A 14,456-nucleotide genomic window follows, 5' to 3' on the forward strand; every position below is an offset into this window, starting at 1 on the left:
AAATGAGGACACGCCCATGACCGCCTCCCCCGCCGCCGATGTCATCGACACCGTGCTCGGCCTCGACCGCTTCCCGGACCTGAAGGCGCTGCGCGAGCAGCGCGGCAAGCTCAAGCACCTGACCCAGACGAGCTACGAGGCTGCCCTTCGCCCCGCCGAGCCGCGCAACTTCTCCTACGGCATGAGGGCGGCGCTTGCCGCGCGCATGGCCACGCTCTGGAAATCCGGTGAACTCGCCGCCCATTACCGGGCGCTTCTCGATGGCGAAGATCCGGTATTGAGCGCCATCGCCGATCCGGGCACCGGCCCGGCCGATGCGGATGCGCGCCTTTCCGCGATCCTCGCCCATGTCGACCTGGTGACGCTCGCGCCCAAGGAGGCGACGCGCGCCAATATCGAGAAGCTGGCCGCCGCCGGCCTCGACGACCGCGATATCGTCACGCTCGCCGGCCTCATCGCTTTCGTCAACTACCAGGTGCTGGTCGTGGCCGGCCTCAAGATGCTGAGGGACAACTGACATGTCGGACGCCGTTCACGAATTCACCGTCGAGGCGCTCGACTGGAAGCCCTATGTCAGGCCGGTCGACCTGGACACGGCAACGCCCGAACAGCTGGACGCCTTGAAGGTCACGCCGTCCAACAAGAAGGTCTCAGCCTATGTGCTGGTGCTCGCCAACGAGGCGGAGACGCTTCGCGAGCGCACGCCGCTCTTCAACGACATCATGTACAGCGAGGGCGGGCTTTCGCGCGGCGGCCGCGAGATCGGCGCGCTCGCCGCCTCCTTCGTCAACCATTGCATCTACTGTGCCGCCGTGCATGCGGCCCGCTACATCCAGATCGAGAAGCGGCCAGAGGTGGTGGAGGAAATCTACAGGAACGGTCTTGACGCCGACCTGCCGGAGTTCGAGCAGGCGCTTTTCAACTTCGGCGTGGACCTGACCGCCCATCCAGACAATGTCGGCACCTACCAGTTCTACCACCTGCGCGAGACCGGCCTCGACGATCTTGAAATCCTCGACCTCATCCATTCGGTCGCGATCTTCGGCTGGGCGAACCGGTTGATGCACACGCTCGGCGAACCGCACCGGCAGGAATGAGTGGAACAGCTTTCCCGCACTGACGGGGGCGGCGCCGTCCGCCCCTTCGACATCACCCATCGCGACGTCCTGACGATCGCGCTTCCGATGATGATCGCCTATCTGTCGAGCCCGCTGGTCGGGCTGGTCGCCACGGGCGTCATCGGGCAGCTCGGCGACGAGGCGCTCATCGGCGGCGTCGCCCTGTCGGCCGTCATCTTTGACGTCATCTTCGTCACCTTCAATTTCCTGCGCGGCGCCACGACCGGTTTTACGGCACAGGCGCTCGGTGCGGGCGACAGGCACGCGGAACAGCGCATGCTGGCGAGCGGCCTGATCATCGCGCTCGTCGGAGGTCTCGCCCTCCTCGTCTTCCACAAGCCGCTTGGCGAACTCGGCCTTGCCGCAATGGGCGCGAGCGGGGCCGTCGCCGAGGCGGCATCGACCTATTTCGCCTGGCGCATCTGGTCGGCGCCCTTCGTGCTCTTCAATTTCGTCGTCTTTGGCTGGATCATCGGACGCGGCGAGGCGCTCTGGGGCATGATCCTGCAGACGCTTCTGAACGGGATCAATGCCGGGCTCAGTATCTACTGGGTGCTGGGGCTGGGCTGGGGCGTCGCGGGTGTCGCCGCCGCCTCGCTCGTTGCGGAAGCGGTGACGGCGGTCGCCGGCCTGTACCTCATCTGGAAGAAGACCGATCCCAAGGCCTGGAGCCTGCCGGGTGCTGCGGCTTTCCGCCGGGCCTTCTCGGTCAATGGCGACATGATGATCCGCTCCTTCGCGCTGCTGATCGGCCTGTCGCTCTTCACCCGGCAGAGCGGCACGCTCGGCATCGAAATCCTCGCAGCCAACACGATCCTCCTGCGCTTTTATTTCTTCGGCGTCGCCTTCCTCGACGGGGTCGCGACGGCAGCCGAGCAGCTTGCCGGCAAGGCCGTCGGCGCGCGCTACCGCCCGGTCTTCGACCGGACGATCAGCCTGACGACGCTCTGGGGCTTCGTCTTCGCAGGGCTCGTCTCTCTCGCCTTCCTCGCCGCTGGCGACTGGGTGATCGGCATCACGGCACCGACGGAAGCGGTTTCCACGCTCGCCCATCTTTACCTGCCCTATGTGGTGGCGCTGCCGATCTTCGGTATCGTCGCCTTCCAGATGGACGGCGTCTATATCGGCGCGACCTGGTCGAAGCAGATGCGCAACCTGATGCTGCTCTCGCTTGCGCTCTATCTCGTCGCCTGGAAGGTGCTGCCGGCGCATTTCGGCAACCACGGCCTCTGGATCGCGCTCATCCTGTTCCAGAGCGTCCGCAGCATTGCCTTCCGCTTCATGCTGCCTGGTCTGGCCGACCGTACCTTTCCCCGCTAACGCCATTTAGCCGACCGGGAGACCCTGGAAAGACTCGATCGTTTCGTCAAGACGCACCCATTCGTGTTTCGATTGTTCGAATACCGACATTGTCGGTGCGGCGAAGGCCGGATAGGCAAACGAGCCGACGGCCACACCGATCCAGGAGGGCGAGGCATCGGCCTTCCAATAGACCGTCGAACCGCAGGCCGGGCAAAAATGCATCCGGACCTTGCGGCCACTGTCGGCAATGCGGATGAACTCCGTGGACGGTCCGGATATCTCGACACAGTCGATTGAGTAGAACGCATTGGCGCTGAACGGCGCGCCGGTTCTTCGCTGGCAAGCGAAGCAGTGACACAGGGCGGTCAATTGTGGCAGTTCGCTGAATGTCAGTCTCAGGGCACCACAGGCGCATTGGGCATCGGCCATGGAAATTCCTCCCGCTTGCGTGGTCAAATTTTGCTGGTTGAGGGCTGAAGTGCAGGTCGGAACCGCGAGTCCTTGCGGTCGACGATGCGAAGGGCCGAAGCCTGATAGGTTTCAGGCTAGCCGGAACAGCAAAATAGAACGAGGGAATGCCGAGGTCCAGAGGCTTACGGTCGTTTCTGCCCGTCTGCCTTTCGCGAGACTCATAGGGAGTATAGCGGCCGCACGGTCGGCGGTTCTGAAGGATATCAGACCGCCGACCGTGCCAAACGGTGACCTATGCCAACGCTGGCAGCAACTGATCGACGCTTTTCTTTGCATCGCCATAGAACATGCGTGTGTTGTCCTTGTAGAACAGCGGGTTCTCGATGCCGGAATAGCCGGTGCCCTGGCCCCGCTTGGAGACGAACACCTGCTTGGCCTTCCACACTTCGAGCACCGGCATGCCGGCAATGGGGGAGTTCGGGTCCTCCTGTGCCGCCGGATTGACGATGTCGTTCGAGCCGATAACGATCACGACGTCCGTCTCCGGGAAGTCGTCGTTTATCTCGTCCATCTCCAAGACGATGTCGTAGGGCACCTTGGCTTCGGCGAGCAGCACGTTCATGTGGCCCGGCAGGCGGCCGGCGACGGGGTGAATGGCGAAGCGCACGGTCTTGCCGGCCGCGCGCAGCTTGCGCGTCAGCTCGGAGACCGACTGCTGGGCCTGTGCCACCGCCATGCCGTAGCCCGGCACGATGACGATGCTGTCGGCTTCGTTGAGCGCGGCGGCGACGCTTTCCGCGTCGATGGCGATCTGCTCGCCCGATATCTCCATCTGCGGGCCGGCCGTGGCGCCGAAGCCGCCGAGGATGACCGAGACGAAGGAGCGGTTCATCGCCTTGCACATGATGTAGGAGAGGATCGCACCCGAGGAGCCGACCAGCGCGCCGGTGACGATGAGAAGGTCGTTGCCGAGCGTAAAGCCGATGGCGGCGGCCGCCCAGCCGGAATAGCTGTTCAGCATCGAGACCACGACCGGCATGTCGGCCCCGCCGATGCCCATGATCAGGTGGTAGCCGATGAAGAAGGCGGCGAGCGTCAACAGGATGAGTGTCCACGCGCCCGCGCCGTTCACGTAAAGCACGAGGAGAAGCAGCGAGAGGATCGCCGCACCGGCATTCAGGAAGTGCCCGCCCGGCAGCTTCTTCGCCTTGCCGTCCACCTTGCCGGCCAGCTTGCCGAAGGCGACGACCGAGCCGGTGAAGGTGACGGCGCCGATGAAGACGCCGAGGAACACCTCGACCTTCATGATCGAAAGCTCGACCGGCTCCTTGTGGGAGAGGATCACCGCGAAGCCGGTCAGCGTGGAACGTGCGGCCTCGTCGAGGCCGGCGACGTGCGCCGCCTCGATATGGGCGTTGAAGCCGATGAAGACGGCGGCGAGGCCGACGAAGGAGTGCAGCGCGGCGACGAGCTGCGGCATCTCGGTCATCTGCACGCGCGAGGCGACATAAGACCCAAACACCGCGCCGCCGGCGATCATCAGGAGAATGACGAGCCAGTTGCCGACACCAGGCCCGAAGACCGTGGCGATAACTGCGAGCGCCATGCCTGTTATGCCGTACCACACGGCGCGCTTGGCGCTTTCCTGGCCCGAGAGCCCGCCGAGGGAGAGGATGAAGAGAACTGCTGCCGCAATATAGGCGGCCGAGACGATACCGATGGTCATGACAGATTCCCCCCGATCAGGATTTCTGGAACATGGCGAGCATGCGCCGGGTGACGAGGAAGCCGCCGACGATGTTGATCGTGGCGATCAGCACCGAGAGCGCCGCCAGGATAACCACCAGCCCGTTGCTTGATCCGACCTGCAGCAGCGCGCCGAGGATGACGATGCCGGAGACCGCATTGGTGACGGCCATCAGCGGCGTGTGCAGCGAATGCGAGACGTTCCAGATCACCTGGAAGCCGACGAAGCAGGCGAGCACGAAGACGATGAAGTGGCTCATGAAGGCCGCGGGCGCGAAGGCCCCGACGATCAGCAGCAGCGCCGTGCCGACGGCGAGCAGGACAAGCTGGCTCTTCGTCTCGGCCCTGAAGGCGGCGGCTTCGGCCGCGCGCTTCTCCGCCGGCGTCGGCTCCTTGACCTTCTCCTTCGGCTTCTGCGCGGCAATGGCCGCTATCTTGGGCGGCGGCGGCGGCCAGGTGATGTCGCCGTCCTTGGCGACCGTCGCGCCGCGGATGACGTCGTCCTCCATGTTGTGGACGATGACGCCGTCCTTGGCCGGCGTCAGATCCGTCAGCATGTGGCGGATATTGGTGGCGTAGAGCGCCGAGGACTGCGCGGCCATGCGGCTCGGGAAGTCGGTATAGCCGACGACAGTGACGCCGTTGTCGGAGACGATCTTCTGGTCGGCGACGGTAAGGTCGCAGTTGCCGCCGCGCTCGGCGGCGAGGTCGACCACCACGGAGCCCGGCTTCATCGCCGCCACCATGTCGGCCAGCCACAGTTTCGGCGCGTCACGGCCGGGGATCAGCGCCGTGGTGATGACGATGTCCATCTGCGGGGCCAGTTCGCGGAACTTTGCAAGCTGCTTCTCGCGGAACTCCGGCGAGGACGGGGCGGCATAACCGCCGGTCGCCGCGCCATCCTGCACGCCGCCGTCGAAGTCGAGATAGACGAATTCCGCGCCCATCGACTCGATCTGCTCGGCCACTTCGGGCCGCACATCGAAGGCATAGGTCTGCGCGCCGAGCGAGACGGCGACGCCGATGGCGGCAAGGCCCGCCACGCCTGCGCCGATGACCAGCACCTTGGCCGGCGGCACCTTGCCGGCGGCGGTGATCTGGCCGGTGAAGAAGCGGCCGAAATTGTTGCCCGCCTCGATGACCGCGCGGTAGCCAGCAATGTTGGCCATCGACGACAGCGCGTCCATCTTCTGAGCGCGCGAGATGCGCGGCACCATGTCCATGGCGATGACATTGGCGCCCGTCGCGCGGGCCTGTTCCAGCAGCTCGGCGTTCTGGCCGGGATAGAAGAACGAGATCAGCGTCTTGCCGGCCGACAGGAGGTCGACCTCTCCCGTCGTCGGCGGGCGAACCTTGACGATGACTTTGGAAGCGGCGACCAGCGCAGCCGCATCCGCGACCACCGTCACGCCCGCGGCGCGATAGGCGTCGTCCGATATGCCCGCCAGAAGGCCCGCGCCCGCCTCTACGAAACACGCATATCCAAGCTTTCGAAGCTGAACCGCACTGTCAAGCGTCAGCGAAACGCGCGACTCTCCAATGGCCAGCTCCCTGAGAGCTCCAACCTTCTGTCCCATTTCTCTTCCCGGCAGAGCCGGCCCTCTTGTGTAGGCATGTGTTCCGAAATCGCCGCGCGGTGCCCCCGGCGATGCTGCGATCGGACCAATCCAGATGTTCAGCGGCGATGCTTGCCGGCATTTTTCCAGCGAAACGGCGATCACTGGTGATGCGAAAACACCGAGCGCGGGGCCACGCAAGCTGTTCCCTAGCGGCTTGCCCTAGTGAGCAACCAGAATGCCCTTGGCCTCGAAGATGTCGCGGATCTTGCGGACATAGCCGTGATAGTCCTTGTTCTCGTGTATCCGGCTCCACTGACGGGGGCGGGGCATGTCGATATTGAGATCAAGGTCGACGCGGCCCGGGCGGGGCGACATGACCAGCACGCGGTCCGCCAGGAACACCGCCTCGTCGATGCCGTGGGTGATGAAAAGCACGGTGTTGCCGAGCCGCATCCACATGGCCTGGAGATCCATGATCATCTGTTCGCGCGTCAGCGCGTCAAGCGCGCCAAACGGCTCGTCCATGAGCAGGAGGCCGGGCTCCTGGATCAGCGCACGGCAGATCGCCACACGCTGGCGCATGCCGCCGGACAGTTCCGAAGGATACTTGTTGCCGAACCCTTCGAGCCCGACCTGGGCCAGCAGTTCCTCCGCGCGGCTGCGGTATCGCGCCACATCCAGCCTCTTGATCTCGATAGGCAGCAGAATGTTTTCGAGCACGGTGCGCCAATAGAGCAGAAGATCGGACTGGAAGACGACGCCGATCTTGGGATGCGGTTTGTTGATGGTCTCCCCATCGATGGCGATCGTGCCGGTCGATGCGCCCGTCAGGCCTGCCAGCAGCGAAAGGAGCGTGCTCTTGCCGCAGCCGCTCGGGCCGACCACGGCGACAAAGGTGCCGGGCTCGAACTTCAGGTCGATCTTGTCGAGGGCCACGACATCTTCGTCTTCACGCGTCTTGTAGATCTTCGAGAGCCGGGCGATGTCGACCGCCGCACCCGCCTGGATAATAGCATTCATGGGATTACCTCATTGAATCTTCATTGCTTCGCCAGCCGCGGGCGGCCTGCTTACTTGGTGTCGCGCTTGTAGGTGACGCGGCTCTCGACGAAGTCGATGACGAAATAGAGCATCACGCCCAGGCCGGAGATGGCGACGACGGTCGCGAAGTTCAGCGTGGTATCGAACAGGGAATTGGCCTGGAGCTGCAGATAGCCGAGGCCGCGTTCGGCGGCGACGTATTCGCCGATGACCGCCCCGATGACGGCAAGCGACACCGCCACCTTGAAGCCACCGAATATGTTCGGCAGCGCTGCCGGCAGGCGTACCTTGAAGAAGGTCTGCCATTCGCTGGCGCCCATGGAGCGGACGAGGTTGACGAGGTTCTTGTCCAGCGCCTGGAGGCCGACCACCGTCGAGATGACGATGGGAAAGAACGAGATCAGAAAGGCGAGCGTGATCTTCGGCGCCCAGCCATAGCCCAGATACAGCACCAGCAGCGGTGCCAGCGCCACCTTCGGTACCGTCTGCAACGCGACCAGGATCGGATAGATGGCACGTTCGAACGCGCGCGAGTAGAAGATCGCGAGCGCCAGGGGAATGCCGACGAATACGCCCATCGCAAATCCGGAGACGACTTCGAAAAGGGTCACATAGGCATGGCTGGCGAGCAGAGGAAGCTCGTTGACGATACGCGTCGCGATGGCCACCGGCGTCGGCAGGACGAATTCCGAAAGTCCGGAAAGCGGAACCAGGACCTGCCACGCCCCAAGCAACAGGGTTGCGAGAATGATCGCCGAATAGCGTTCGAGCCACGGCCCCCGCGATTTCTTCCTGCGCATGGCCTTATCCTGTTTTGACTGGGCGCGATCGGCGCCGAATACATTCGTGCTCGCCACCTTAGCCTCACTGTGTCAGAAGTTCGTTGGTAAAGAAGGTCGATGCCGGCTTGGGGTCGCCAATCTCCTCGGCGCTGCTGACGAGTTTCAGCGCATCGACGACCGCCTTCTCTTCGATCCAGCCGAGCGGCGTGCCGCTCGTCGGTGCGTGGATCGATGCCGACGTCGCCTCGATCTGCTGCTGGATGACCTTGTCGGAGGGACCGGCCTGCCAGACCGCCTTGAGGGCCGCCGTCGCACCCGCCGGATCGGCTTTCGTCATCTCGATCGCCTTGGCATTGGCGGCAAGGAAGCTCTTCAGGGCAGCGCCCCGCTTGGCAATGCCGCTGTCGCTCACGACCACGGCCATGCCGGGGATGGCAAGGCCGTATTCCACCATGTCGAGCGTCGGGAAGGTCTGGCCGGTCTTGTCTTCAAGCACCGGCAGGTCATTGGTCTTGTAGACGCTGACCACGTCGACCTGGCCCTGCAGGAACTGCGGCACCCGCGACTGGGAATCCATCTGGACCTTCGAGACCTTGCCGCAATCGACCTGGTTGATTTCGCAGAAGGCGTCGAGATAGGACGTGCCGGTTTCCCCGACGGCATGGGCGATGGTCTTGCCCTCCAGATCCTTCGGCGTCTTGACCGGCTTTTCGGCATGCGAGATCAGGGCGATCGGCGTTTCCGGCTGGTAGAGCGCGACGATCTTGACCGGCATGCCCTTCTGGATGGCCGAGATGGCGAAGATCCCAGGCAGGATGACCGCGTCTTCCTGGCCCTGGATGAGCGAACCGAGCGCGGCCTGCGAGCCGGCGCCTTCGCCGAGCTTCAGGGTGACGCCGGCATCCTTGTAGACGCCTTTCTGTTCGCCGAGATAGAAGAAGCCGTATTCGCCCTTCAGTTTCCAGCTGAAGCGGACCTTCACCTCCTCGGCCATTGCACCCTGGCTCGCCACAAGCGTGGCGATGGCGGCTGACGCGACGAGTGCGGCTCCGCGAATGACACGTCTGACATGCATCATTTCACTCCTCCCTAGCGGACGCCCGCTGGCGTCCCGTTGGCTTCCTGCCTCATTCATTCCCCAAGGATCGAACCAGGGCCTCCTACCCGTTAGCTCAATTCTTGATCTCATAGTGTGATCACACATTGGGATTGTCAAGTAAAGAATCTGAGAGAGATCACATGTTCTTGCCCATGACGCACGCGCACGGCCGAAAGCCTCGCACATCATTCAATGTCCGGAAATCGCTTGTAAATTTTATTCGAACGACGCTGTCACCACCCTCCGTTGCCGGGGCGTGGTGCATGGTGTCGGCGTCCATGGGCAGGACCCGACGAGGCCCCTCGTCACGTCACGGTGTCGAGGCGAAAATGCTCGGCAACGAGTTTTCTATGGCCGAACGGCTGAGGTCCCTGGCGATGAACACCAGCCATCCGCCCGAGACGCCGTCCGGCCAGCGCGGCAGGTATTCGGGCGGGTAGACGACATGCTGAACCCCGTGAATGACCACGGGGCGGGAATCGCCCGCAACGGACAGCAGGCCCTTGACCCGCAGGATGGACTGGCCGCGGCTGGCGAGCAGCAATTCCAGCCAGTCGACAAAGGCCGGCCAATCCACGGCGGCGGCGACTTCGACGACGAAGGTCTCGACGCCGGCGCTGTGCCGGCCGAAAAGCGGCCCGTCGGAAGCATCGAGGTAGCGCGGGCGCTGGTCTCCGGTGCTCTCGAAAAGCGCGCCGGCGCCCGGCATCTTCGCCTTGCTGGAGACGAGCTGGCTGACCGTCGGGTTGATCGCGGCAATGTCATTGCGCAGCGCATCGAGCCGCCAGGGCTCGGCAAGATCGGACTTGGTCACCACCACGCGATCGGCCAGCGCCACCTGCTGGACGGCTTCGGCGAAGCGGGCGATCGTTCCCGCGCCCCCGACGCCATCGACCGTGGAGACGATCGTGCCGGCGCGGTAGCCGCGCCTCAACCGCAGATCGCTCATCACCGCCTGCATGATCGGCGCGGGGTCGGCAAGTCCCGTCGTCTCGACGACGACGCGGCGAAAGGGCTCCACCTCCCCGCGGCGCACCATCTCGAACATGTCGGCGAGCGTCGAGACCAGATCGTCCCGCACGGCACAGCACAGGCAACCCGAAGACAAGAGCACGGCGTCTTCGGACACTTCGCGCACCAGGAGATGATCGAGGCCGACCTCGCCGAACTCGTTGATGACCACAGCCGTGTCGGCGAAGTCCGGTTCGCCGAGCAGATGGCGGAGAAAGGTCGTCTTGCCGCTGCCGAGGAAGCCCGTCAGGACATGGACGGGAATACGATCATCCAGCGCGGGAGCGGCAGGCTGCACGGTCAGGCCACCTCGAAGATCGCGTCGATCTCCACCGGCACGTTTCGCGGCAGCGAGTAGCAGCCGACCGCCGCGCGGGCATGGCGCCCCGCCTCACCAAAAACCTCGACCATCAGATCGGATGCGCCATTGATGACCTTCGGATGGTCCTTGAAATCCGGTTCGGCATTGACGAAGCCGCCCAGCCGGATCACGCCGACGACGCGGTCGAGATCACCGCCCAGCGCCTCCTTGAGCTGGGCGAGGATGTTGACGGCGCAAAGCCGCGCTGCCGCCTGGCCGTCCTCGACCGAAAAGTCGGAACCGAGCTTGCCGGTGAACTTGTCCCTGCCGCCCTCGGCCGGCACCTGTCCGGAAATATAGACCTGGCTGCCATGGCGGCGCGCCGGCACATAATTGGCCAGCGGCGCCGTCGTCGTCGGCAGCACGATGCCCAGGCTCGCCAGTTTGTCGTCGATCTTCCCCACCACGATGCGTTCCTCCCCGATCATTTAGTAGTCGAATTGCAGCTCCGGCCCGTGCGCGAAGGGCAGTTCCAGCCCCTGCGGGCCGGCGACGCTGAGCAGGGCCTTGCAGGTGGTGCGGATGTCGTGGACGATGCCCTTCTTGGCCGCCGCGGCGTTCTTGTCCTTGAGGGCTGCCAGGATGTTTTGGTGGTCCGACGCATTCCAAGGCATCGAGGGGATCAGCAGCGACATATACATGGTCGGGCCGAACTGCAGCCAAAGCGACTCGATCAGCGGCATCAGGACTTCGCTGTCCGCTGCCTGGTACAGCGTGAAATGGAATTTCTGGTTGGACGACAGGCAGTTCAGGATGTCGCGCTTTTCGATGGCCACCAGAAGCTGCTTGTTGATCGCCGACAGCTCTTCCGCCAACCCGGTCGGATCCTTTTTCACGGCGAGCTCGGTCGCCATGCCCTCCAGCATCTCCCGGATCGTAAACAGCTCGGTCAGTTTTTCGGGCCGCAGCCTCGGCACGCGGACCGAACCGCCCTTGGTTTCCTCCAGCGCATTGGCAGCAACGAGGCGGCTGAGCACTTCGCGCACCGGCATCGGACTGGTGCCGAGCCCGACAGCCAGCTTGCGCAGGCTCATCACCTGTCCCGGCAGAAAGGCGCCGACCATGAGCCCACGGCGCATGTAACGAAGGACATGCTCATGGACATGGCCGCGTGCCGGCTTTTCGGCAGCGTCGCTGTTGACCTCGTTTTCCGGCTTCTTGATCGGCATCTTGTCTTCAGACTCCGTCATCTCGTCTTAAATCCGCGATCCGCCAGAAGGCCAATCCCGCCACACCGCCCGTCTGCCCCAGGGGTTGACAGGTCAAAATTTGTGATCTCACATTGTGATCAATAAACGACTTTTCTCAAGACGGCAACCTTTAACTGTCCTGCCGCTCCGCAGACGCCAGCCGACGGAAAAGTCGCCCTGAGACTCCGATGGGAGAATGAGACATGACTGCGACCGTTTCCGACCAATCCGCCTTGCGTGCCCATATCGACCGCGCCGCCGGTCTCGGCCGCTATGTGCTGCGCAACGTGCGGCTTCACACGGCGACCACAAGGGCGGACGCTGCCGATGCCGCAGACAGCGCGTTCTTCCTGGCCGATGTGAGTGTAGAGAAGGGCAGAATATTAGCAATAACGCCTGCACGTCCGCGCACCACCACGGCGAACGACCCGAACTTGCCGCTCATCGACGTCGGCGGGCGCGTCGCGCTGCCGCCCTTCGTCGATTGCCACACGCATCTCGACAAGGGCCACATCCTGCCGCGCACGCCCGCGGCGGACGGGACGTTCGACGGCGCGCTGGCGGCGACGCGCAGCGACCGCACGGCACGATGGTCAGCCGGCGACCTTGGCAGGCGCATCGAGTTCGCCCTTCGCTCGGCCTTTCACTACGGCACATCCGCCATTCGCACGCACCTCGATTCGCAGCCGCCGCAGGCCGAAATCTCCTGGCCCCTGTTCACGGAACTCCGCCAGCATTGGCGCGGGCGGCTCGCGCTACAGGCTTCCTGCCTGTTCCCCATCGACATGGCACGGGACGATGCATTCCTGCGCGACATCGCAAAACGCGTCGCCGATGCCGGAGGGATCCTCGGCGCCGTCGCCTATCCGGTGCCCGATATCGATCACCTGCTCGACCGGATGTTCCGTGCCGCCTCGCACTACGGCCTCGATCTCGACTTTCATGCCGACGAGAGTGCCGACCCGGCCGCCGATATGCTGTGCCGCATCGCCGAAACGGCCTTGCGCTCCTCTTTCGCCGGCAGGATAGTGGCCGGACACTGCTGCTCCCTGGCGATGCAGGAAACCGCGATTGTCGACGCGACGCTCGACAAGGTCGCGGCGGCCGGCATCACCGTCGTATCGCTGCCGACCTGCAACCTCTACCTCCAGGATCGCAGGAAGGACGGCACGTCGCCACGCTGGCGCGGCGTCACCCTGCTGCATGAAATGAAGCGGCGCGGAATAGCCGTCGCGCTCGCCTCGGACAACACGCGCGACCCGTTCAATTCCTACGGGGACCTGGACATGCTCGATACGTTCCGCCTCGGCACGCGTGCCCTTCATCTCGACCATCCCCACGGCGACTGGATCAAGGCGGTTTCTACGACGCCGGCCGGGATCATGCGCCTGAACGGCCACGGCGCCATCGCAGCAGGGCAACCGGCCGACCTGATCCTTTTCGAGGGACGCTCCTGGTCGGAGATCCTCTCCCGGGCGGAGAGCGACCGTATCGTCATCCGAAACGGTTCCCCGAGCTCGGCCCCCCTGCCCGCCTATGCGGAACTGGATTCGCTGGAGGGATTTGCGCTTACCTGAAGCACCGGCCCGCCAAGAAAAACCCCGCCTGGTCAGGCGGGGTTCCCAACATTCCGATCATCTCGAAGCAGATCAGGCCGTCGCGCCGACCTGGTAGAGCTCGACCTTCGTACCATCCGGGTCGGCGATATAGATCGTCAGACCATAGGGACCGTCGTGAAGGTCGGTATAGTAGCGGACGCCGGCTTTCTTCAGCTTCGCATCCATGGCGCGCACATCGTTGACCTCGAAGGCGATATGGTCGAGCTGACGGTGCTCGCGCGTCTTGCCGTGGATGAGGGCGATCCCCTGATGGAAGGCGGTGAACGGGCGGCCGTCGGCGAGCGGCTTGGCCGGGCGGATCGTGAAACCCAGCAGGTTGGTGTAGAAATCGACCGACGTGTCGATATCATCGACCATGATCAGCTGGTGGCCATAATTCGTCACGCGCGGCTTGACCTGTTCGCCGATCCAGTCGAGCACTTCGGAAGAGGGAGCGATCTCGCAGAAATACTGCTTCCACACCTGCTTGGCCGTCGCCTCCCAATCGGCATTCACCCCCGAGATGCAGTCATCGACGGCAATGACGTCGAGGTCGCGCAGATAGGCTTCGCGAATGGAGGTCTCCACGCAGGCATTGGTGGTCGCCCCGGTAATGAAGAGATGCTGGGTGCCCAGCATCTTCAGCATCATCTCGAGACGCGTCTCGTAGAACGCGCCGAAACGATGCTTGCGGATGACGAAGGCCGGATCGAAATCCGCAAGGTCCTTCAATTCGTCGATGATCTGCTCGTCCCAGGTTCCGGCAAGCGCGGAAACGCGCTTGCGGCGCGCGGTATGGCCGAGCAGCTTTTTCCTCGCGCGGTTGTGGTCGATCGCAAAATGCTCCTGCATCGTCCAGATGACCGGGATGCCCGTGTCCTGGCAACGCTTGATGAGCTTGGCCAGCGGCGGCACGATGGAGGAGAGCCGTTTGGTGTCGACGCCGGAAACACCCAGCGTTCCCTCCTCGTGAATGAACGCATTCTGCAGGTCGATGACCAGAAGCGCCGACTTGCGATAGTCGAGGGTTTCAAGGGCCATCACTTGTGCTCCACCATGTCGATGCCGAGCACGCCGCCGCGGCCCCAGCTATCCTTGGGCGTCTCGTGGATCACAACATGCAGGTGATCCGGCTTGCAGGCGGCCTCTTCGACCATGGCCTTGGTGATGGCTTTCACGAGGTTGCGCTTCTGCTCGACGGTGCGCCCCTCCCACATTTCGACGACGACGAATGGCAT

The 14,456-nt window shown here is 63.9% G+C and carries 15 protein-coding genes; 4 read left to right on the forward strand and 11 right to left on the reverse strand.

The window, feature by feature from the left end; all coding sequences use genetic code 11:
• Positions 1 to 16 precede the first annotated feature (16 nt).
• From AABF56_RS27380 to AABF56_RS27390, 3 genes are read left to right on the forward strand one after another with little or no spacing between them, the layout of a single operon-like run.
• Positions 17 to 517 (forward strand): CMD domain protein, encoded by a 501-nt coding sequence (locus AABF56_RS27380; protein ID WP_272808243.1) that lies wholly within the window; start codon positions 17 to 19, stop codon positions 515 to 517.
• A gap of 1 nt (position 518) precedes the next feature.
• Positions 519 to 1,097, forward strand: a complete 579-nt coding sequence (locus AABF56_RS27385) for a peroxidase-related enzyme (RefSeq protein WP_272808244.1) — start codon at positions 519 to 521, stop codon at positions 1,095 to 1,097.
• Positions 1,098 to 2,438, forward strand: a complete 1,341-nt coding sequence (locus AABF56_RS27390) for an MATE family efflux transporter (RefSeq protein ID WP_272808245.1) — start codon at positions 1,098 to 1,100, stop codon at positions 2,436 to 2,438.
• A 6-nt stretch (positions 2,439 to 2,444) separates the two neighbouring features.
• Here the strand turns inward: AABF56_RS27390 and AABF56_RS27395 are convergent, their stop codons facing one another.
• The 9 genes from AABF56_RS27395 to AABF56_RS27435 form a co-directional block, all read right to left on the reverse strand.
• Positions 2,445 to 2,849: a GFA family protein gene (locus AABF56_RS27395; protein ID WP_272808246.1), complete on the reverse strand. Its 405-nt coding sequence runs from the start codon at positions 2,847 to 2,849 to the stop codon at positions 2,445 to 2,447.
• Between the two features lie 274 nt (positions 2,850 to 3,123).
• A complete protein-coding gene (locus AABF56_RS27400; protein ID WP_272808247.1) occupies positions 3,124 to 4,557 on the reverse strand; it encodes an NAD(P)(+) transhydrogenase (Re/Si-specific) subunit beta in 1,434 nt (477 codons plus the stop codon).
• Positions 4,558 to 4,573: 16 nt separating this feature from the next.
• Positions 4,574 to 6,154, reverse strand: a complete 1,581-nt coding sequence (locus AABF56_RS27405; protein ID WP_272808248.1) for a Re/Si-specific NAD(P)(+) transhydrogenase subunit alpha — start codon at positions 6,152 to 6,154, stop codon at positions 4,574 to 4,576.
• Positions 6,155 to 6,355: 201 nt separating this feature from the next.
• Positions 6,356 to 7,156: an ABC transporter ATP-binding protein gene (locus AABF56_RS27410; RefSeq protein WP_272808249.1), complete on the reverse strand. Its 801-nt coding sequence runs from the start codon at positions 7,154 to 7,156 to the stop codon at positions 6,356 to 6,358.
• A gap of 50 nt (positions 7,157 to 7,206) precedes the next feature.
• Positions 7,207 to 7,977 (reverse strand): ABC transporter permease, encoded by a 771-nt coding sequence (locus AABF56_RS27415; RefSeq protein ID WP_272808250.1) that lies wholly within the window; start codon positions 7,975 to 7,977, stop codon positions 7,207 to 7,209.
• A 64-nt stretch (positions 7,978 to 8,041) separates the two neighbouring features.
• Positions 8,042 to 9,037 (reverse strand): ABC transporter substrate-binding protein, encoded by a 996-nt coding sequence (locus tag AABF56_RS27420; RefSeq protein WP_272808251.1) that lies wholly within the window; start codon positions 9,035 to 9,037, stop codon positions 8,042 to 8,044.
• A 331-nt stretch (positions 9,038 to 9,368) separates the two neighbouring features.
• Positions 9,369 to 10,367 (reverse strand): CobW family GTP-binding protein, encoded by a 999-nt coding sequence (locus AABF56_RS27425; protein ID WP_272808252.1) that lies wholly within the window; start codon positions 10,365 to 10,367, stop codon positions 9,369 to 9,371.
• A 2-nt stretch (positions 10,368 to 10,369) separates the two neighbouring features.
• Positions 10,370 to 10,837: a RidA family protein gene (locus tag AABF56_RS27430; RefSeq protein ID WP_244770658.1), complete on the reverse strand. Its 468-nt coding sequence runs from the start codon at positions 10,835 to 10,837 to the stop codon at positions 10,370 to 10,372.
• A gap of 21 nt (positions 10,838 to 10,858) precedes the next feature.
• The gene (locus tag AABF56_RS27435) at positions 10,859 to 11,599 is read right to left on the reverse strand and encodes a GntR family transcriptional regulator (protein WP_272808253.1); all 741 of its coding nucleotides are present in this window, start codon (positions 11,597 to 11,599) and stop codon (positions 10,859 to 10,861) included.
• A 224-nt stretch (positions 11,600 to 11,823) separates the two neighbouring features.
• On the opposite strand from AABF56_RS27435, the gene AABF56_RS27440 reads away from it, so the two are divergent.
• The gene (locus AABF56_RS27440) at positions 11,824 to 13,197 is read left to right on the forward strand and encodes a cytosine deaminase (RefSeq protein ID WP_272808254.1); all 1,374 of its coding nucleotides are present in this window, start codon (positions 11,824 to 11,826) and stop codon (positions 13,195 to 13,197) included.
• A gap of 72 nt (positions 13,198 to 13,269) precedes the next feature.
• Here AABF56_RS27440 and AABF56_RS27445 read toward each other — a convergent pair whose 3' ends face one another.
• Both AABF56_RS27445 and AABF56_RS27450 read right to left on the reverse strand, forming a co-directional pair.
• Positions 13,270 to 14,259: an isochorismatase family protein gene (locus AABF56_RS27445; RefSeq protein WP_272808255.1), complete on the reverse strand. Its 990-nt coding sequence runs from the start codon at positions 14,257 to 14,259 to the stop codon at positions 13,270 to 13,272.
• Entirely contained in the window at positions 14,259 to 14,456 is a 198-nt protein-coding gene (locus AABF56_RS27450; protein WP_018431063.1) for a 2-hydroxymuconate tautomerase, read from the reverse strand. Before AABF56_RS27450 ends, AABF56_RS27445 begins: the two co-directional genes overlap by 1 nt.

The sequence above is a fragment of the Shinella sp. WSC3-e genome (assembly GCF_945994535.1).
GTDB lineage: Bacteria > Pseudomonadota > Alphaproteobacteria > Rhizobiales > Rhizobiaceae > Shinella > Shinella yambaruensis.

Bases quoted from the DNA above. Each gene is read 5' to 3' on its own strand.
- AABF56_RS27380 (WP_272808243.1), top strand. From the start codon at position 17: ATGACCGCCTCCCCCGCCGCCGATGTCATCGACACCGTGCTCGGCCTC.
- AABF56_RS27385 (WP_272808244.1), top strand. From the start codon at position 519: ATGTCGGACGCCGTTCACGAATTCACCGTCGAGGCGCTCGACTGGAAG.
- AABF56_RS27395 (WP_272808246.1), bottom strand. From the start codon at position 2,849: ATGGCCGATGCCCAATGCGCCTGTGGTGCCCTGAGACTGACATTCAGC.
- AABF56_RS27400 (WP_272808247.1), bottom strand. From the start codon at position 4,557: ATGACCATCGGTATCGTCTCGGCCGCCTATATTGCGGCAGCAGTTCTC.
- AABF56_RS27405 (WP_272808248.1), bottom strand. From the start codon at position 6,154: ATGGGACAGAAGGTTGGAGCTCTCAGGGAGCTGGCCATTGGAGAGTCG.
- AABF56_RS27410 (WP_272808249.1), bottom strand. From the start codon at position 7,156: ATGAATGCTATTATCCAGGCGGGTGCGGCGGTCGACATCGCCCGGCTC.
- AABF56_RS27415 (WP_272808250.1), bottom strand. From the start codon at position 7,977: ATGCGCAGGAAGAAATCGCGGGGGCCGTGGCTCGAACGCTATTCGGCG.
- AABF56_RS27420 (WP_272808251.1), bottom strand. From the start codon at position 9,037: ATGATGCATGTCAGACGTGTCATTCGCGGAGCCGCACTCGTCGCGTCA.
- AABF56_RS27435 (WP_272808253.1), bottom strand. From the start codon at position 11,599: ATGCCGATCAAGAAGCCGGAAAACGAGGTCAACAGCGACGCTGCCGAA.
- AABF56_RS27440 (WP_272808254.1), top strand. From the start codon at position 11,824: ATGACTGCGACCGTTTCCGACCAATCCGCCTTGCGTGCCCATATCGAC.
- AABF56_RS27445 (WP_272808255.1), bottom strand. From the start codon at position 14,259: ATGGCCCTTGAAACCCTCGACTATCGCAAGTCGGCGCTTCTGGTCATC.
- AABF56_RS27450 (WP_018431063.1), bottom strand. From the start codon at position 14,456: ATGCCATTCGTCGTCGTCGAAATGTGGGAGGGGCGCACCGTCGAGCAG.